General features: G+C 64.2%; 17 protein-coding genes. 6 read left to right on the top strand and 11 right to left on the bottom strand.

What is annotated here, in order from left to right:
- Positions 1-42: 42 nt before the first annotated feature.
- Together C6I20_RS07820 and C6I20_RS07815 are read right to left on the bottom strand one after the other, a co-directional pair.
- A complete protein-coding gene (locus C6I20_RS07820) occupies positions 43-675 on the bottom strand; it encodes a hypothetical protein (protein WP_216823026.1) in 633 nt (210 codons plus the stop codon).
- A 3-nt stretch (positions 676-678) separates the two neighbouring features.
- The gene (locus tag C6I20_RS07815; protein WP_118395442.1) at positions 679-1,119 is read right to left on the bottom strand and encodes a single-stranded DNA-binding protein; all 441 of its coding nucleotides are present in this window, start codon (positions 1,117-1,119) and stop codon (positions 679-681) included.
- Between the two features lie 180 nt (positions 1,120-1,299).
- On the opposite strand from C6I20_RS07815, the gene C6I20_RS07810 reads away from it, so the two are divergent.
- The gene (locus C6I20_RS07810; RefSeq protein ID WP_162891203.1) at positions 1,300-2,658 is read left to right on the top strand and encodes a DUF262 domain-containing protein; all 1,359 of its coding nucleotides are present in this window, start codon (positions 1,300-1,302) and stop codon (positions 2,656-2,658) included.
- On the top strand, positions 2,655-4,598 hold the full coding sequence (locus C6I20_RS07805; RefSeq protein WP_118395440.1) for a DUF262 domain-containing protein: 1,944 nt from the start codon (positions 2,655-2,657) through the stop codon (positions 4,596-4,598). Before C6I20_RS07810 ends, C6I20_RS07805 begins: the two co-directional genes overlap by 4 nt.
- A gap of 8 nt (positions 4,599-4,606) precedes the next feature.
- On the opposite strand, the gene C6I20_RS07800 is transcribed toward C6I20_RS07805, so the two are convergent.
- The 5 genes from C6I20_RS07800 to C6I20_RS07780 are packed head-to-tail and all read right to left on the bottom strand — an operon-like array spanning position 4,607 to position 10,009.
- Positions 4,607-6,367 (bottom strand): type IV secretory system conjugative DNA transfer family protein, encoded by a 1,761-nt coding sequence (locus C6I20_RS07800; RefSeq protein ID WP_118395439.1) that lies wholly within the window; start codon positions 6,365-6,367, stop codon positions 4,607-4,609.
- Positions 6,364-6,969, bottom strand: coding sequence for a hypothetical protein (locus tag C6I20_RS07795; protein ID WP_118395438.1), 606 nt, complete (start codon positions 6,967-6,969; stop codon positions 6,364-6,366). The genes C6I20_RS07800 and C6I20_RS07795 overlap by 4 nt, the downstream gene beginning before the upstream one ends.
- Positions 6,966-8,078, bottom strand: coding sequence for an ArdC family protein (locus C6I20_RS07790; protein ID WP_118395437.1), 1,113 nt, complete (start codon positions 8,076-8,078; stop codon positions 6,966-6,968). Before C6I20_RS07790 ends, C6I20_RS07795 begins: the two co-directional genes overlap by 4 nt.
- Positions 8,079-8,084: 6 nt before the next feature.
- Positions 8,085-9,617, bottom strand: a complete 1,533-nt coding sequence (locus tag C6I20_RS07785; protein ID WP_118395436.1) for an ATP-binding protein — start codon at positions 9,615-9,617, stop codon at positions 8,085-8,087.
- Positions 9,614-10,009, bottom strand: coding sequence for a hypothetical protein (locus C6I20_RS07780; protein WP_118395435.1), 396 nt, complete (start codon positions 10,007-10,009; stop codon positions 9,614-9,616). The genes C6I20_RS07785 and C6I20_RS07780 overlap by 4 nt, the downstream gene beginning before the upstream one ends.
- A gap of 183 nt (positions 10,010-10,192) precedes the next feature.
- Here C6I20_RS07780 and C6I20_RS07775 point away from each other — a divergent pair, with 183 nt between their 5' ends.
- Positions 10,193-10,783 carry a hypothetical protein gene (locus C6I20_RS07775; protein WP_118395434.1) on the top strand — a complete coding sequence of 197 codons (591 nt, stop codon included), beginning with the start codon at positions 10,193-10,195 and terminating at the stop codon, positions 10,781-10,783.
- A gap of 22 nt (positions 10,784-10,805) precedes the next feature.
- Positions 10,806-11,948 (top strand): SPFH domain-containing protein, encoded by a 1,143-nt coding sequence (locus tag C6I20_RS07770; RefSeq protein ID WP_162891202.1) that lies wholly within the window; start codon positions 10,806-10,808, stop codon positions 11,946-11,948.
- Positions 11,949-11,961: 13 nt separating this feature from the next.
- Here C6I20_RS07770 and C6I20_RS07765 read toward each other — a convergent pair whose 3' ends face one another.
- The 4 genes from C6I20_RS07765 to C6I20_RS07750 all read right to left on the bottom strand — a co-directional run bounded on the left by C6I20_RS07765 (position 11,962) and on the right by C6I20_RS07750 (position 15,414).
- Positions 11,962-13,431 (bottom strand): SCO6880 family protein, encoded by a 1,470-nt coding sequence (locus C6I20_RS07765; RefSeq protein ID WP_162891201.1) that lies wholly within the window; start codon positions 13,429-13,431, stop codon positions 11,962-11,964.
- Entirely contained in the window at positions 13,428-14,699 is a 1,272-nt protein-coding gene (locus C6I20_RS07760; protein ID WP_162891200.1) for a type IV secretion system protein, read from the bottom strand. Before C6I20_RS07760 ends, C6I20_RS07765 begins: the two co-directional genes overlap by 4 nt.
- Before the next feature lie 49 nt (positions 14,700-14,748).
- Positions 14,749-15,021 (bottom strand): DUF6112 family protein, encoded by a 273-nt coding sequence (locus C6I20_RS07755; RefSeq protein ID WP_118395431.1) that lies wholly within the window; start codon positions 15,019-15,021, stop codon positions 14,749-14,751.
- Positions 15,022-15,123: 102 nt separating this feature from the next.
- Positions 15,124-15,414: a DUF6112 family protein gene (locus C6I20_RS07750; protein ID WP_118395430.1), complete on the bottom strand. Its 291-nt coding sequence runs from the start codon at positions 15,412-15,414 to the stop codon at positions 15,124-15,126.
- 827 nt (positions 15,415-16,241) lie between these two features.
- On the opposite strand from C6I20_RS07750, the gene C6I20_RS07745 reads away from it, so the two are divergent.
- A complete protein-coding gene (locus C6I20_RS07745) occupies positions 16,242-17,342 on the top strand; it encodes a hypothetical protein (protein WP_118395429.1) in 1,101 nt (366 codons plus the stop codon).
- Entirely contained in the window at positions 17,342-18,169 is an 828-nt protein-coding gene (locus C6I20_RS07740) for an aminotransferase class IV (RefSeq protein WP_118395428.1), read from the top strand. Before C6I20_RS07745 ends, C6I20_RS07740 begins: the two co-directional genes overlap by 1 nt.
- Position 18,170 lies beyond the last annotated feature (1 nt).

Raw genomic sequence — 18,170 nt, 5'->3', positions numbered from 1 at the left:
AGAACCGGCGGTTGTCCACAACCCCTGCGCTGGCGTGGGTGCTCAGGACGCCCGTCGTGCAACGTGGGCCTCGATCTGACGGCGGGCGGTGACGTCTTCCATGACGAATTGGGCGAAGTCGGCATCCCGGTCGGTCACCTCGGACTCGGACCCGGTCTCGAAGGCCGGTTCGCCGGGCCAATTGGTCTGCCGGGTCGGGCGATCGCGGTCCAGCCGGGTGCCGCAGGCCGCGACCCAGTCACGCAGCCGGTTGCGAGCATCGGCGAAGTCGCGATGCCAACCCATCGGCGAGGAGGGCGAGGCATCGAGGCCGTAGCAGTTCAGCCAGTGCAGGTGCAGGGCGGAAAGCTCCCACACGAGTTCGTCGTGTCGGTGCCACATCGGCGGCAGCACGCTCGGGGCGAGACCGTAGGTGCCGCGGAGCCAGTTCACCCAGGCGTTGAGGTCGAGCCATTCGGCTTCGGCTTCGTCGGCGCCGAGGGTGTTCCAGTTGATCGGGCCCAGCGGTTCGGCCAACGGCGACGAGGACTCGAAGGGCTCTGACCACTCGGCGGCATCGGTCGAGGCCGAGGCCTGGTCGAGGGTGTCGAGCGTTGCCCAGGTGTCGAACACCGGATGGCGTCCCGGATCGAGCGCCGAGGGCTGCGTCCAGTCGTCAGACGACTTCGACGCCATGGCTCAGAGTCCGACCGGGGCAGGCGGCGCGACGGGGCGGCCAGGTTCACGCCCAGACTCGAGCCTGGCCTCGCGTTCGACGGCTGGAGTGGGGCGGTCGACGTCGTAGCGTGTGCGAGCAGCGTCGTGCCCGATGCGGCGAGCAACGAACTCTTCGTGCTGGATCGTGGTGCCGTCGCGGTCGAACTCGTACTCGTGGACGTAACCCGAGGCGACGAACTGGTCTCCGACACGGAACCTCGCGTAGGCACGTTCGGCGGATGGCTTGAACAGCACCATGTCGCAGAACTGCGGGTCGAGCTTGGCGAACGCACCATCGTATTCCTTATGCCACTGCTCGATACCGACCCGTGCACGAAACCTGGCGACGTCACTCTTGCCGTACGTCAACTCGGGGGCGGTGGCGATGAAGCCATGCAGGCTCATCTGCGTTGGGATCGTCATGGTCGACTCCTGACCTCACGCGACGCCGTGGTCGGCGATCGCTCTCAGGAGTCAGGTGTGCGGGTCCGTCCGTCTGATTGCGACCGGTAGCAGCCAGTTTCGGCTCCAGCGTCGGTGCCTCGCACTACGTTTGGTCATGGGTGCTGTTCAGAGGGCATAATCAGAGAGAAGGAGCTTGGCGTGGCGATTGAGCGTGAGAAGGGCGTGCGCAGCGCCGCGGTGGGCGAGCTGCTTGATGAGGTTCTCTACATTCCCTCTTACCAGCGCCCGTTCAGATGGGAGCCGGCGACAGCCGTGCAACTCCTTGATGACATCCGCGAGGCGTGCAAGGGTCCAGATGACGCACGGGTCATTGGCGAGACGCGATCTGTTTCGTCGTACGTCCTGGGAGCCGTGATTCTCCATTGGGACGGGGACGAGCAACGACTCAACGTTGTCGATGGACAGCAACGCTTACTGACGCTCACGATTTTGCTCGACTTGCTGGACGACGCCCATGCTGGGCGTGATCTCGATGCCGCTGCGGCACCGGGCGAGGACGCCAAAGCGCCGATCGTTGTAGTCCGTCAACGGCTCGCTGCGAGGGTCAGGCTCCTGGAGCAACCAGGAGAAATCGCTGCCTTCATCCGTGGGAGGTGCGAGCTGATCCGGATCGAGACGAATGACCCTGACGAGGCTTTTCGCGTCTTCGACTCGCAGAACTACCGCGGCAAGGCACTTCTGCCGCACGATTTGTTGAAGGCCTACCACCTCCGTGAGATGCGCTCGGAGACCGAATCCATGAAAGCCGCCCTCGTTGAGACTTGGGAGTCTGTCGCCGAGGCCGATCTCGATCGACTGTTCTCTGCTTACCTGTGGCGTATCCGGCAGTGGTCGCGAGGCCTGGCCGCACCCGCGTTCGCTCCGCGTCATGTGGACGTGTTCAAGGGGATCACGACACGAGGCGCAACCACTCCTGCTTCCAAGTACCACTTGGCCGCCCAAGCGGCCGTTCCGCTGCTTTCGGCGTGGTCGCCTCAGTCAGATGATACAGGCCGAGAGGCCGCGCGAACTCGCTTCCAGCTCGACGCGCCGGTGCAGGCGGGTGGCTCCTTCTTCGAGATGGTGACGTTCATGCTATCGGAGCTCAAACGACTGCGGAGGGAGGGATACGCCGGTGACGGATGGGAGACTTACGCCTCGAGTGACGCCAATTTCAAGGAACAGTCGTCCAAGTCGCAGTTCCGCTACGTTTCCGAGCTCTATCTCGCCTCGCTGCTCTACTACACCAACAAGTTCGGCGACGGCGACGTCGAGGAGGCCAGGCGGCTTCTCGTTCGTTGGGCTTACTCCCTTCGAACGGAACTTCGCCGGGTTCAGATGGTGTCCATCAACAACCACGCCAGGGAACTCGGAGACGGCAAGTCCGCCTTCGTCCTCATCCGAAACGCAGACGTTCCAGCGCACCTTCGCAAACTAGACACGGAGGTAATGGAACGGGACAAAGACCCCGGCCATATGAAAGACCTCTTGACCTTCCTCAACGGACTGGGGGGATGATGGGCACTCAACTCGACGCGACGCTCTTCACTGTCGAAGACCTCTTCTCGGAGGCGGGGGCGCACTACGAAATCCCGATCTACCAACGCAACTACTCCTGGCGGAATGAGCAGATCGACCAACTCATCGACGACGTGTGGACGGCAGCTCAAGACGACACCGTCGCCGAGTACTTCTTGGGGAACCTCATCGTTGCTCCCAAGCCAGCATCGCCAGAGACGAAGAATGTCACCTACGAGGTCGTCGACGGTCAGCAGCGATTGACGACCCTCTTCATGCTTCTTTCGCGACTTGACGTTGGTACCAAGGCGAAGTTGATCTACGCCTCGCGCCGATCAGCCACCGACGCGCTGGCACGAATTTCCGACTCGGAGGACGACGAGGGCTCGGGCATCCTGACGGGTTACAAGATCATAGATGCGCGGATCCGCCGGTTCTCCGTCGATCAACGCAACACCTTCAAAACGTTCTTGGTGGAGGGGGTCCAACTCGTCCGAGCCGCGCTCCCCGACGACACCGACCTCAACAAGTACTTCGAGATCATGAACACGCGCGGGCAGCAGCTTGAGCAGGTCGACATCGTCAAGGCGCGACTGATGAGCTACCTGCGATCTGATGCTGGGGACGTGGATGAGAAGCGAGCGTGTTTCGCCTGGATCTGGGATGCATGCGCGGACATGGACTCATACATCCAGATGGCACTCGCACGGGGCAGCACGGAGCTTCGCGAGGCCATCTTCGGCGCGGAGTGGGACCTGCTCAAAGTCAGGTCGTTCACCGAGCTTGCATCACTGCGTCCGGATGCAGATAATCAGGTCGCAGTCCGGAGCGAGGGGCTCGTGCTCAGGGATGCTCTCCGGGTCTATGCCCAGGCACCCGAGCCCCCGTTGGACGATGAGGACGAAGCCGGCCGGTTCGAGTCAACGATCAGGTTTCCGAATTTGCTGCTCCACGCACTCAAGGTCATGCGAACGGCCGGAATCGACGACCTAGAGGTCGACGGCCACCTCGATGACAGCAAACTCATTAAGCAGTTCGGAGACGAGTTCCGGAGTCTGACTGAGTTCGAGCGATCGGTGAAGGCAGAGCAATTCGCGGAGACCCTGCTGAGCTGCAAGTTCATACTCGACAACTACGTCCTGAAGCGGGAGTTCACTGCAACAAATGGGGAAGACGGCGCTTGGTCGCTGAAGCGCTTGACTCGTGGTGAGTCAGTCTCTCGACATGCCCGGCGGGCGAAGGTCAACGCGCGCTTCCCACCTGCATTTGCTCAGTCTCAAGACGAGGCAGACGGCGGACCGTCCGACGACGCAACGCGGGACGTGCTGCTTCTTCAGTCGCTCCTCCGAGTCACGTATACGTCGCCTCGCACGATGCATTGGATCACCCGAGTTCTCAGTGCAGGTGTTCTTGAGACGTCCCGAGTCGAGGGGGCGCAGATCATCGTGCGAGAACTCCGCGCGTACATCAGGCTCAAGGTCAGCCACGGACTTCCTGGACAAGGTGGCCCGACAGGATTCAAGATCGAGCGGATCGTCTACACCTACTTGGACTACCTGCTTGCTCAGGGCGCGAGCCCACAGCTTCAGAAGGATCCTGCCTTCGCCTTCGTCTTCAGAACCTCCGTAGAGCACTTCTTTCCTCAGCATGCCAACCGCGACGATCTGGGATGGGACGCAGTCTTGCCGGACCACCCAGAATTGAACATGTTCGGAAACCTCGCACTCGTGAGCGTGAGCGCCAACTCGAAGTTCAGTAACGCGCTTCCAAGGCACAAGGCGGACAAGACGGAGGTCATCCGTCAGAGTAAGAAGCTCGAGTTGATGGCCACCACAGTCCGAACTGCGGGGGAATGGACTCGTGATTCAATCCGCCAGCACGACAGTGAGATGGTGGAGATCCTGCGGTCTGATCTTGTCGGGGCCGGCATCCTCAGCTGAAACTTCGGTCAGGCTCGGCGCAAAGCGTCCTCGACACTGTTGCGCTGCTTCTTGAGTCGCTCGCTGTTCTTGCGGACCGTCCACGGCCGCAGATCGGTGACGAGCGGTGGTGAGCTTCGCAGCAGGATGAGACCAGCCCCGAACGGCAGGGTCCGGATGGTTTCGGGTGGCATGACCGGGACTCGGCGGGTGGAGCGTTGTAGCGATCGGGAGCCGTAGTCGCCGACGGAGATGGTGTCGGTCCTTTCGTCTCGTTCGCCGATGAGTGCGGAGAGGTCCTGGAGGTCCCGTGCCGACGAGGTGCCGCCGAGGATGATCTTGACGATGGATGCGTCCCAGATCGCGCCGGCGGCGTGGTCGCCCCATTTGTCCCGTACCTGGGACAGGGACTGGAGGACGGGCATCGTCGTGATCCCGGTGCCGCCGCCTTCGGCCATCAGCACCGGCAGTGAGGGCAGCGGTGACAGGTTGCCGATCTCGTCGAGCGCCAGCAGCAGCGGTGGATCGAGGCGTGCGCCAGGGGATTGGGCCGCGAGTCGGCGTGCGGTCTCGACGAGGTCTTCGATGAACGCGGCGACCAGTGACCACGAGGCACCAGCACCGGCGCCGGTGGCCAGCAGGTAGAGGGTGCCGTTTCCCCTGAGGAACTCAGTTGGGTCGAATTGTTCGCCGGCCCGTGGGGTGACGGCGTCGAGCACACGAGGATCCGCAAGGCAGGACAGTGCGAGAGAGACGCCCATCCAAATGGAGTCGCGGGTACGTGCGTCGGCATGGATCATCGAATCCAGCGAATCTCCCCACCCGGTCGCGGCGCCCGAGTGGGAAGCCAGGATCGCCACGGCATCTGCCGCGGAAGACGGTGACAGCGTCCAGGCAAACAGTTCGGCCGGGCTTCGGTGATCGAGTGCCGCTGCGTGCAGCAGTGCCTGGAGTGCGGTGCGGGTCTTGCCTTCCCAGAACCCACCGGACTCGACGCCACCGGCGGATAGGCCCGTAGCTGAGGCGAGGCCGGTGGCGCGGATCATTGCGGTCAGCGGGTCTTCACAGCCTCGGACTGGCGACCAGCGCAGCCCGGCGGGGAGTCCTTCGGCCAGACGTTGGGGGTCGAACACGGCCACGGGGCCGTGTTCTTGGCGGGCGGTGATGGTGGCGGCGACGTTGTCGGGTCGGGTTGCTGTGGTCACGACTGCGCCGGGGGCATCGAGGATGGCGTTGATGACCACGTGCAGGCCCTTGCCAGAACGGGGTGGGCCGAGCACCAGGATCGAGTCTTCGACTGAGGCCCAGATCTCCATGCCTCGAGATCGCCCGAGCAGATAGCCGACGTCGCCAGCGTCTGCGTGGTCGAGGCTCGGTCGCAGCGTCAAACTGCGTCGTAGGAGGGCTTTCTTCGATGCCGTGCTCACGACGTCGTGGCGGGTAGCGGTCCCGATCAGCCGGCGTGGGTCATGCTGCGACGTGTGCCGAAGGGCCGCGATGCGGCGCCACATCACGATGGCGCACGTCGAGCCGACGGCGAGCATGAGGACGAGTACGGCCCAGTAGGACCACGCGGAGATCTCGGCTCCGAGCGCTCGGCCGGGGTCGCTTGGATGGCCGAGGACACGGAAGCCTGCCGACCAGCCAGCATCGGGTTGTTCAGCCCCGATCACCCATGCAGCCACGGTGCCGGCGAGCCGCAGGACCGCGGCCGCCACGCCGAGTCCTGCGATCGCGATGAGCGCAAGGTTGACCAGGGTGTCATCAAGTGGTCGCGCGCCGCCGTTCATGACGCCTCACGGACAGACTCGGGTACTTTGCGTTGAGTGACGTTGACGGCTCCGGAGGTGGCGCCGACCAACACCACGTCAGCGCTGTGTCGTTCGAGAAGCGCGACGGGCAGGTTCAGTTCGATGGTTCCGTCCGCCTTGGCCTGCTGGCGATAGATCACGACCGCGATCGTGATCTCCTCGCCACCGGCGAATCCAGTTCCGATCACCTCGCTCGACCCGATCTTGGCCGTCAACGTCGTACGACGACCGGCTGCGTCCTCGATGTGGGCAGGCGACGTGACCGTAGGGATCGGAGTGCTGCTACCGGGTGCTGGGTCAGGGGTGTGGAAGTCGGTGAATACCTTGCCGCCAGGTTCGTGGATCTCGACCCGCAAGGCCGAGTCGTGCTCGGTTGCGATCTGGTCGAGCAGCGGACGGAGTCCAGCACGAGAGAGCTGAGACTCCCCGCCTGCGTCCTGGCTGAGGAACGGGACCTCGTCGACCGCGACGTCGAGCAGGCCGTCCTTGTCTACGTCGACGCGGACCAACGGCAGGACGACGGGGATCCGCGGCCTGTTGGTGGATCGCCGGTACGCGGTCGCGGGGTTGAGCAGGCTCATAGTCCGACCACCTGCTGGGTCTGTTCGTCGGCCGGACGCACCGCGGGCGTATCCGTGCCGCGAGTCGGAGCCTGACGGGCGGGTGCCTGGCGCTGCGACGTTTCCCGGACGAGTCCGGGAGGGTCGCCGTCGCCGACTTGGGCGGTGTCGAGTTTGTCGAGCATGCGCAGGGACGTCGTACGGACCCGCTCAGCGGTTGCTTGTACAACCTCGACGGGATCGGTGCCTGGGACGCTGCTGGCCCAACTCGATACGTACGGGACGGTGTAGGAGGTGGTGTCGAGTCCGTGAGCAGCGCCGATCATGAGAGCCACGGACTCGGCCTCTACCTCGGCGATGCCACGGTGCAGGGCAGCATCGACCGCCGCGTCGTAGGTCGCGCCACGGGCGTCGGGGGAGTGGAGCATGACGTGCCCCAGTTCGTGGGCCAGCGTCTTGACCCGTGCAGCGTCGTCCATGTCGATACGTACCGACACCTGTCGGGTTGTGAAGTCGGTGAGCCCGTTCGCGCCACCGATCGACCCAGCATTAGAGACCTGCTGAAGGGTGAACCCGTGGGCTTCGACCTGGGCTGCGAGTCCATCCCAAAAACCGGCGGGAGCACGTCCGGACAACGGTGTGGGCGCCGGTTGCTCGGGCAGCGGTTCGCCGTCGGTCTGGGACACGTCCCACACGTAGGCCGGCCGCAAGCCGATCATCTTTGTTCGGGTGGCCTCGCCGGGTTGTGGGCGTTCCCCGCGACCGAGGCGGCGCCATGAATCGTTGTTGCGTGGGGTGCGGGAGGCGAACCGAGCGGTGACTGGGGCGAGGATCCCGTACCCGGACTGGCCCTTCATCACCTGGCGCCCAAGCGTCTGCCACTGCTTGAACCCCGCCACGTACGTCGGAATCGGCGCCGGTACGCGCCCGAGCTGGAACGCTTCGTTGTGCTGGATGTAGATCAGCATCGTGTTGTTGAACGACCGGGAACGGAACCGTGCCGCGAACTCCAACGCACGGCGCCAGTCCTCACCGCTGACCAACGCGCCGACCGACTCGGTCAGCTTCGTGTGGAGCGCATCGAGCTTCGCCTCCCGGACTTCCTGCGCCTCGCGTGTCTGGTGCCGCATCGCGGCTCACCTCCCTGACGTGTCTTCAGTCAGGTGCGCAGCAGCGTTCGGGGCGACTCCGGTCATTCGGCCCGCCGTATCGAACAATTCCAACTCGGCGGGATGCAGTTGATGTTGTACAACGAAGGAGCGGTGCTTGATCCGCCACAGCCCCTGCCCGGTGCCGAGCGTGGGCAGCAGGGACTGTTCGGTGCCGGTGAGTCCTAGGGCGGATGCAGTGCTTCCGAGTTGGTCGGATTCCTGGCGGTAGACCACTCGTGTCTCGGCGTTCGCCAGCAGCGAGGACGCCAAGGCTCGCATCGCGGAGCTGGAGTCGCCGACATTTTCGAAGTCGGACAGTTTGTGGAGCACCAGCATGTTTGCGATCCCGTAGTGCCGTGCGAGGCGCCAGTGGGCGTCCATGCGTCGCAGCAGCGAGGGGTGCGACATGAGTCGCCATGCTTCGTCGTACACGACCCAGCGTTGTCCGCCGTTGGGGTCCAGGAGCGCGGATTCCATCCACGCCGACGCGCACGTCATCAGCACCGAGACCAGGGTTGCGTTCTCGGTGACGCGCGAGAGGTCAAGGGAGATCATCGGCAGCGTCGGATCAAACCGCACGGTCGAGGGGCCATCGAACAGCCCGGCAAGGTCGCCGGCAACCAACCGGCGCAGCGCGTGTCCGGGAAGGCGTCCGTCTTCGGCAAGCCTGCTGTCCGGTTTCGTTGCAGGGTCGGGCTCGAGAAGTCGATCCACGACCAGCGGCAGCACCGGTACCTCTGCGGTGCGTACGACGTCGGCGAGTGCGATGTCGATCGCGGTGTGCTCCAAAGGTGAGAGCCGACGGTCCAGCACAGTCTCGGCGAGAGCGCCGAGTAGGTCGCGGCGACGTGCGGTGACTTGCGCGATCCACTGTGCGTCGTCGATGCCGCCCGGGCGGTGTCCCTCGTCGAGGGGGTTCAACCTGGTGGCCATCCCGTGGCCGAGTGCGATTGCTCGACCGCCCACGGCGTCAGCGACTGCAGTGTGTTCCCCCTTCGGGTCGCCGGGGATGTAGACGCGCCGCCCGAACGGGATCGACCGGGTATAGAGGCTCTTGGCCAGCGACGACTTCCCGGATCCGACGATGCCGGTCAACACGACGTTGGGGGCGGTGATGAGGCCGCGGGCGTAGAGCACCCACGGGTCGTAGACGAACGAGCTGCCCGAGTACATGTCTTGGCCGACGAAGACGCCGTCACTGCCGAGCCCTCCCTCGGCGAGAAACGGGTAGGCCCCCGCAAGGGTTGCTGAGGTGTCTTGGTGACGGGGCAGTCGCAGTCTGCCAGGTGATCGCAACGACGCGGGCCCGGCTTCACCGGCCTTGGGTAGCGAGACGGTCGCCTTCCGTTCGGCGACCAAGGCATCGGCCTTCGCCTTTGCTACCGACTTGTGCTCCGTGCGGTCACGAGCCAACAAGTCACGGGCAGCGAGCTTGCGGGCCTTGCGGTCGCGACGTCGCTCACGCTTCGGGGCAACCAGCACCGTGCTGTGCAGTCGCGACCCGTCCCGGTCGATCACAGCGAGAACTCGTTGGTGGCGTGCCCATGGCTCGGTGCTGCGAGGTGGCGTGGCTGGTAGATGATCGTCGCTTCGGACGTGTGGGCGCTGTCGATGGACTTGCCGACACTGGTCAGCATCTCTGCGGCACGGTGCAAGTCCCAGGATGCGCGGTACGCGGCGCCGGTCTGTCGCGGGTCGATGATCGTCGCGTCAGTGCGGGCTCCATGCTCGTCATGAAACGACCCGATCTGATGCAGGGCTTGGCTCAAGGACGCGACTGCTTGTGACAACGACCCGAGCACGCCGTAGATCTGCGAGGGGGCGTCGATACGTCGGGTGGCGTGCACGAGACCGCGCAACGCTTGCTCGGCTTCAGTCGCATCTACAGCCGGGTTTTCGAACGTGGGCATCGGGACCTCCTTCTTGATCTGGTCAAGAAGGAGGTGTGCCGGGCGGGTCGAGGCAAGTGTCGGGGTGGCCGTCCCCAGTGATGTGCAGGCGAGCCCGCTAAATCTAGCTTCGCGACCGATCGCGCGCCGGAAGCACTAGGCTCTCGCTTGCACCGTTGGAACCCACCGTTACCGAAGGCGAGCATGCTGAACGCCCTGTCCAGGATCCCCACCCAGCTTCAGAAGCCGGTCGCCAGTGGGATGCTCGCCGTCGCTGGCGTGGCCACGCTAGCCGGTGCGCTGTCGCTAGCGATTCTTACGGATCCGCCGGAGCAGAAGTGCAAAGGTCACCTGTGGGCCAAGGAGTGCGTCGATATCCCGCGGGACAGCACCCCCTACGTGGTCACCGCGGTGGTGCTCTTCGCTATCGCAGCGTTCTGCTTGCTGGCCGCTCTGAAGCTGGTCACAACCCAAGGACGATTGAAGAAGTACCTGCCCATCCTGAAGGGCATTGAGACGATGAATATCCAGCAGATCGTGGACATCACTGGCTCAAGCAGGGCGACCGTGTATCGAGACCTTCAGACGCTGATCAACGGTCACATGATCGATGACCTGTACGTCGACTACGGCAACGAGCGGGTTGTCAGCAAGCGGTACATCCCGGACGCCTCTCGCAAGACAGTCGTGAAGTGCGCCGAGTGCTCGGCGAACAATGAAATCATCCTGGGCATCACGAGGAACTGCAGCCACTGCGGGGAACCGCTGCTCCTCGACCCCCGCGGCCAATTCTGAACACGAAGAAGGTAGGCAACCTATGGGACTGATCAGTGCCGGAGTCGGGGCTGTCGGCGGCACCCTCGCCGACCAATGGCGCGACTTCTACACCGCGCCGAACTTCGATGAGCAGACCCTTGTTGCGCCTGGGACCCTTCAGCGTCAAAACAATGGCCGCGGGACCAACAAGCACGGCTCGAACAATGTCGTCTCGGACGGATCACGCATCGCCGTTCCTGAGAACGCGGCCGCGATCATCACCGATGGCGGTGAAATTGCCAGTGTCGCGACCGAGCCGGGCTACTTCGTGTTTCGGAACGATGGTCAGCCCTCGATCTTCGAGGGGGCGGGCGTCGGCAGGTCCTTGGTCGCTCAATCATGGGAGCGATTCAAGTTCGGTGGCGTGGCCGGTCGAGAACAGCGCATCTATTTCGTCAATCTCCGTGAGATCCGCAGCCTGCGTTTCGGGACACCCGGGCCTCTGCCCTACAAAGATTTCTCGTTGGTTCCGCCGGGATCGGTCCAAGCTCCGGTTCTCCGTTTGAAGGCACGGGGCCAGTTCTCGGTGAGGGTCATAGACCCGATTCGGCTGTTCCGTAACTTGCTACCATCCAACTTGCAGACCTACTCACTTGCGGATCAGGCCGCCAGTTCGCAATTGACGCAGGAGTTCGTGACCGCATTCCAGGCAGCAGTCCAGGCGCTCTCGCGGACCATTGACATCGCCTCCCTCGCAGCGCATGGACCCGAACTTGCCACCGCCCTGACGAACGAACAGGCCCCCGAGGGATCGTGGATCGAACGCTTCGGGCTTGAGGTTGTCGCGGTCGCCGTGTCAGCAATCGAGTACGACGCTGCGTCGCGCGAGTTGATGGATAAGTACAACAAGGGCCTCATGCTGGGCGGCGCGATCGGCAACGCCTACTCGCAGACCACGGTCGCTGACGCCGCCTTTGCGATGGGCGAGAACGGCGCAAGTGGCGGCGACATGATGGGGTTCGCGATGGGCATGGGGGCGGTGGGTGGCACCGTGGCCGGCATGGTTCAACCCACGAGCCCGTCGAGCAGTGGACAGGGTGACCCTGTAGCCGTCTTGGGACAGTTGAAGGCGATGCTCGACCAAGGTCTCATCACCGCTGAGCAGTACGCCGCCAAGCAGCAAGAGGTTCTCGGCCGTATGTAGGCCGGGCGCACGGTCAAACCGATCGAGACAGGGGAAGAGCCGCGGCAGTGAACGACTGTGCTTGTTGGCCCCAGAGCCGTCTGGTCTCACAAGAAGCCTGGATGGCTGCTTGCTCGATGTCGGCGATGGCTCGTTCGAGTTCGTCGGGATCGCCTGCGGTTATAGCGATCAGCCCGGTGACCCGGAGGATCCCGTGCCCGGCAGTGAGATCGGCCTCTTGCTGCAGGACGTCGTTGTACTCGGCGCTGTGTTGCGCGTCCTCGATCTGCCCGATTCGTTGCCGTTGCGCTGCATCGGAGACGTACTCGGTCTTCTTCTTTCGAATGTCACGGGCGGCCTGGTCGGTGCGCATTGGGGTGTAGAGCACGGTGAAGGTGCGTCGGATCCCCGACGACAGCAGCACGGGGGCCAGGAAGCCCGGAAACACCAATGATCTGGGCCATTCGCTGATCCACAGCACGCAGTGGTACGCGGAGTCTGACCGCAATGACGACCAGTTCTCGGTGACCGCGACCGGGCCGGCAGTGGCAAGGTCACGGCCGACGTTGCCGTGACGCTCCAATGCAGCTCCGACATCGGGGTCGTAGGCGCCGCGCAGGATCACAGCCAGATCGCCGGGTTCAAGCCACTCAGAGGGGGAGAGATCAGCAGAGCGCAGCGCGGCCACGATATTCGACATCTCTTGGCGCAACACGGCAGCTGCACCACGGTTGCCACCCCCAGCGGCACGGATCGCCCTGCCAGCGGTCTTGAGGTCCAGCGATAGCGAGATGGTTGAGGCGTGCCGTTCGCCGGCAGGTCCGGCGCGGTCGATGAGTTCGCCGTACGTCGTTGCGGCAAAGGAGTTGTCCCCGGTGCCGTGCTGGTGCCACCACTCGGCCAGTCCCTTCCCGGAGTCGGGCAGCGTCCGCTCCATGATCTGCAGCGATGCGATGCGTCCGGAGCGACATGCGGTGGCCAGGACGCGTCCCCACCCGGTGACGCGGCGTTGTTGTTCGAGGGGGTCAAGCAGTATGAATGCCGGGTGCGCGACCGCGACGATCGCGGTCAGGGTGTTGCGGTGCGGGTCGTGCACCATCACGGCGCCGGTCTCGGGATTGAGCCATTGCCGCAAGCAGGCGGCATCACCGGGCAATGCAAGCGTGCCGACAGGTCGTGGAGCTACGACCCGTCGCCGGTAGATGAGTTGGCCGCCGGTGGATCGCAACAACCAGACGGCGGCGATGGGGAGCCACTGGATCAACTTGCGCCCACCGACTCCGACAAACGCGAGCGCAGCGCAAAAGAGAATGACGGGGAAGGCGACGATCAGGTTGGCTCCGCCGCCGACGTACAGCGAGAACACGAGTGTGATGGCGCCGATCCCGACGACGACGAGTTGGGAGGCGGTCAACCCGAACAGGACACCGCGTCGGCTCAGGCGAGAGAACTTCACCGGCTGGAGTTCGTAGTCGCCGGACTTCGACGAGGCGGCGGCGTTCACGACTTGCCTCCAGTGTTGGTGGATCCGCGAGTCGACATCGGGGGAGTGGGATCTGCGGTGTGGGCCGGGACCGTGCCCGAAGCGCCGGTCGGAGCAGCGGCCTGATCAGCCTGGCCAGAGGCCTGGCTGGCGACGAAGTTCCCCAACCGCGGACCAGTGCTCGCGGCTTCCTTGGCGACGACGGCACCTGCCGCGACAGCGCCTCCGGCAGCTGCCCCGCCGCCGCCTGATCCCGCGCTTGCGCCACTTGATCCTCCAGCGGCGGGTGCGGCGGCCGGGGTCGCACCGCTGCCTGAGCCACCAGACCCGTCACCGCCGCCGAGGATCTTCGGCACGCTGGCACCGCCTCCTCCTCCGCCAGTGGGGATCGGCAGCGGCCGGTTCAACGCAGACTTGGTCTCCTGTTCGGCTGACATTGCGTGGTACATGTCGAAGCCCATGAAGCTGATCGCCTTGTAGGTCATGTAGGGCGCGAACCCGGCCATGAGCATCAACACGACGCCAGCGATCGGTTCACCTACCGATTGCAGGTCGGCATCGATCGGTGCGGATACTTGGGCGGTCGCGAGCAGGAAGATCACGACGAGCACGAGTTTGGACAAGATCAGCGCGATCACGAACGTCGCCCACTTCCCGATCCAGCCGCGGGTCTGGTCCCACGAGGCACCGGCCAGGGCGATGGGTGCGAACACGATGGCGACCAGCAGGAGAGCTTTGCGGACCAGCAGGCTGATCCATACGATCACCGCAGCGCTGATTGCCATCCCAGCGAGGAAGATCGTGAGAATCGCGGCAGCGCCGGGGGCTTTGAGGCTGAGTCCCCCGATGCCGACAGCGAGCAGCGCGACCCGGTCGCCCATCTCGTCCATGTTGGTACCGGCGGCATCGACGATCCCGATGGTGAGCTGGTCGGTGATCTCAAGAGCCAACGCTAGGAGTGTGATGGCGACGAAGGACCCGAGGATCGACTTGGCCAACCCGGTCGCGGCTCTGGTCAGCGCGGCTGGTTCGCGTCGGATCATGCCGCCGATGACCTGGAGCATGAAGAAGCCGAGCATCACGAACACGGCGACCCCGAACAGGATGTTGTAGACCTTCATGTATTCGTCGGTGGTGATGTCGACCGAGGTGGTGGAGTCGAAGACTGACCACACGGAGGTGAACATCCACTCGGCCGCGTTGCCCATGCCCTCGGCGAGCCAGTCGAACGGCGCGGTGACCAGACTCGCTGCCACGTCTCCGGCTTTGTCGCAGACGGTGGAGATCACCGGTACATCGCAGACACCCATCGTCGTTGCTCCCGTCGCTCGCTGCAGCTCAGACCGCTTGGCCGACGTTCCAGAAGAAGTTCACCAACGCAACAGCAGCGCCGGTCACGATCGCGGCGCCGAGAGCGACAACGACCCCCAACTTGCCGCGGCCCGCCAGATGGGGGTTGGACGAGTTCGAGCCCATCGCCCATACAACGGCCGAGATGATCAACGCGAGGACGGCCAGGATCAGACCGACGGTCATGGACGCGCCGACGATCTTGCGGAGCTGCCCGATGCCGGGCAGCCCGTTGGAGTTCGGGTCGATGGTGATGTCCATCGGCAGAACCTGGACAAAGGCGGGGAGTAGGTCAAGGTGAAACACGATTCCTCCTGAAGTCGATGGGTGTATCTGTTCGAGAGGTGCGCACACCGGCGCAGGTCAGAGCGCGGCTCCGACATCGAGGAGCCAGTTGGCCCACGCGAGCGCGCCACCCGTGAGGCCTGCTCCTCCGAGGGCTACGAAGACTCCGGCCTTCGCTTTCGAGGCGGACTGCCAGCTGCCGTTCGAGGAAGCGATGGCCCAGGCCACGGCGGAGATGATGAGCATCAGGCATGCGAACAGCAGCCCGTAGGTCAGCAGTGCGCCGATGACCTTGCGCATGTCAGCAGACCCGCCCACGGCCCCGAAGTCGGGGCCGGCGGCACGTTGGATCAACTCGATAGTTGTCATGCCTGCAAGGTGCGGTGGGGTGCCCGAGGTTTGCATCAAGCGGGATCTTCCTACCGGCGGTGAGGGGCACGGTGCGGGCGTCTGACCCGGAACCGCTGTAAGGCCTTCGACGATCGGCAGTGACTAAGCCGCTCAAACCGGAAGGACCCGACGATGTCGCAGTCTACGGCGCGGGACCGGGACCACGCTCCCAGCGATCATTTGGTGCTCACGTGTGATCTCCCCGTCCGCCTCCGAGCCCAACTGAGGTTCTGGCGTGCCGCGTCGTCGAGCCCGACCATGGTGATGTCGCTGCGGCTCTGAGGGGCGCTGTGCGCGACATCGTCACCCAGCAACTGGCTCACGAACTGTTCGGGCGGTGACCGACCACCGTGGGCGGGACGATCAGGGCTACGACAAAGCGAACGGCATCACGAATGCTCGTCCACATCGGGGGACTGAATGGCCCTGGTTCCGGCGAATCGGCTGCGAGGCGGCGTCGCTCCAACTAGCGTAGGAGCAACCCATCCAGCCAGGCGGTAGACCATGTGCAACAACCAAATGTCGGCGGCGATCGATCGTCTTGATGCGGTGCCGTGGGAAGCACTCTCCGCGCAACAAAGGCGCATTGCGACGGTCCTCGTCCAACACGCGACCTCTGCGTTCCAAGACGGTAACAGCGCTCGGCTGCTCGAGCTGCTGGATGAGTTGCCCGTCGAGGCTGCGGCACTTCAGAACGGCACCGGCCGGGGCGAGCCAACAGCCGCTGCGATGGCACGTCCGTCGGCAACTCCTCCGCATGTTGTCGATCTCCGAAACTTGCTAGTTGAGCTCCTTGTAAGCCGAGCGTGAGGTACGAGTTTGCTCCGGGCGGCGCTGATGCAGCACAGGCTTGGTGGGACGCCGTCGCCGGAACGGGCGCGATCGCGCCTTCCGGCCAGATTCGCGCGCACCAGATCACAGGTTCTGCCTCTCACATGATCGTCGAGGTGCCGAACGCGCTGCTGTGCTGCACCAAGGCGCCGGCGACCGGATTCGACCCGAAAAGCGGCACCCACCACTGGCAGTTGGCGGTCGACGTCGAGTCTGACGAGAGTGCCCTGATCAGGGTAACCAGCCCCGCGGGGATCAATACCGAGCTCCGCTGCCCGGAAAAGCTTATCGATGACCTCGTTTGGTACGACGCCGAAGGCGACGCGGCAGTGCGACTCGTGCGCGCGATGTCAGAGCTCGACGAACTGAACGGCCACCTTGGATGGCCCGCGGAGCTCGCGTCAGCACTGCAGTCCAACGCGAAGCTGGTGAGCAGTTCGGCCTCCGCGCTGGACTCGGCAAGCCGCTCGGTGCGATCGCAGCGTCCCATGACCGAAGCAGATGTGCAGAGGTTGTTGGGATCAGATGCTGCGATGGTTGACGCACTGGCGCTGCTGCGAGATCTAAGGATGCGCGGCAACCTGATCAGCCATACGTCGGCTGTTGGCTCCGCGAATCTCCGGGCACTCATCGGCGACCACCATGCAACCGTCGCAGAACAACTCCTCGCGAATGTCACTCGTGAACGCGCCCAGCATGACCACGATCTGACGCTTCTCGGTTACGCGATTGACCAACTCGAAGCGACCCAAGCGCGCACCACCCAACTTTTCGAGCGAAGCCGTTACATCATCGACGTCGCGCGAGAGGCAGCGGGCGCGATCCAGGGGGCCCTCTTCGCCGCTGTTGGAATTGCGTTCACGGTGGTCCAGGTGCTCGCGCTCCCCAACGTCCACGTCTCCGAAGCTGTGAACCGCGAGACGCCGTTGGTGATCGTGGCGTCCGGGGCGCTCACGTTTATCCTGGGCATCCTGCTCTCGCGTCGAACCATCGGCAAGCGAAAGTTGTTCTGGGGCTCCCTTATCGGTGGGCTCGCGTGCCCGCTGCTCGTCCTGGCTGCCAGAATCGCCTTCTGATGTCTAGAAGGGACGGTAAGAAGGTGGCGCACATCTACACGCTCGACGGGGCTCGCGTTGAGGCCATACCGCCAGGCTTCGCGCTGTATCCGTACGGAGCATTCACCTCCTTCGTTGCGGCAGACGGTGCAGTTCTCGGTTGGCAGCAGCACCTCGAACGGCTCGCAGCCGGGGCTAGGGAGCTTTGGGGTCACGAGCTCGACCCCCAACGACTCCGCGATGCGGTTCGAAGCCACTTCGCCATCCAGGGGGGATCTCCGGCGTCGGTCCGCATCACCATCTTCCCCGACACGTTTAGCCTAGCTGCGCCTGACGAGGCCGAGGGGTGCAGCTTCCTGGTCTCATCGGGGCCAGCAGACCTTCCGTTCGCCCCGCGTGAGTCATTCGCTGTCCAATCGGTGCAGCACACCCGCCGGCTTGCCCACCTGAAATCAACAGACTTGTTCACACAGATTGGGCTTCGGCGTGCTGCGCGAATCGCAGGCTACGACGACGCTCTTCTGCTGAATGGCGACTCGGTCCTGGAAGGTGCGACCTGGAGCATCCTTGTTTGGAAGGACGGGCGGGTGGTGACCCCCGAGTCCAACGTGCTCGCCAGCGTCACAGTGGCACAGTTGGAGCAAGTCGCCACCGCCCTTCACTGGAATTTCGAATTCGGCTCATTGACGCGATCCGATCTCCGGGGAGCCGATTTGGTGTTGGGGGTGAACGTCAATAACCCTGCACGGGCGGTCAGCCAGATTGATGGCGTTGGCCTTGCTGTGGACGGTTCGCTTCTCGGCTCCATCGCTGCGACGTTCAACGACCTACGACCCGAGACCGTCTGAC

The sequence above is a fragment of the Aeromicrobium sp. A1-2 genome, assembly GCF_003443875.1.
In the GTDB taxonomy this organism is placed as follows: domain Bacteria; phylum Actinomycetota; class Actinomycetes; order Propionibacteriales; family Nocardioidaceae; genus Aeromicrobium.
The sequence above is the reverse complement of the archived record's forward strand: the minus strand, read 5'-3'. Positions and strand labels throughout refer to the sequence as shown.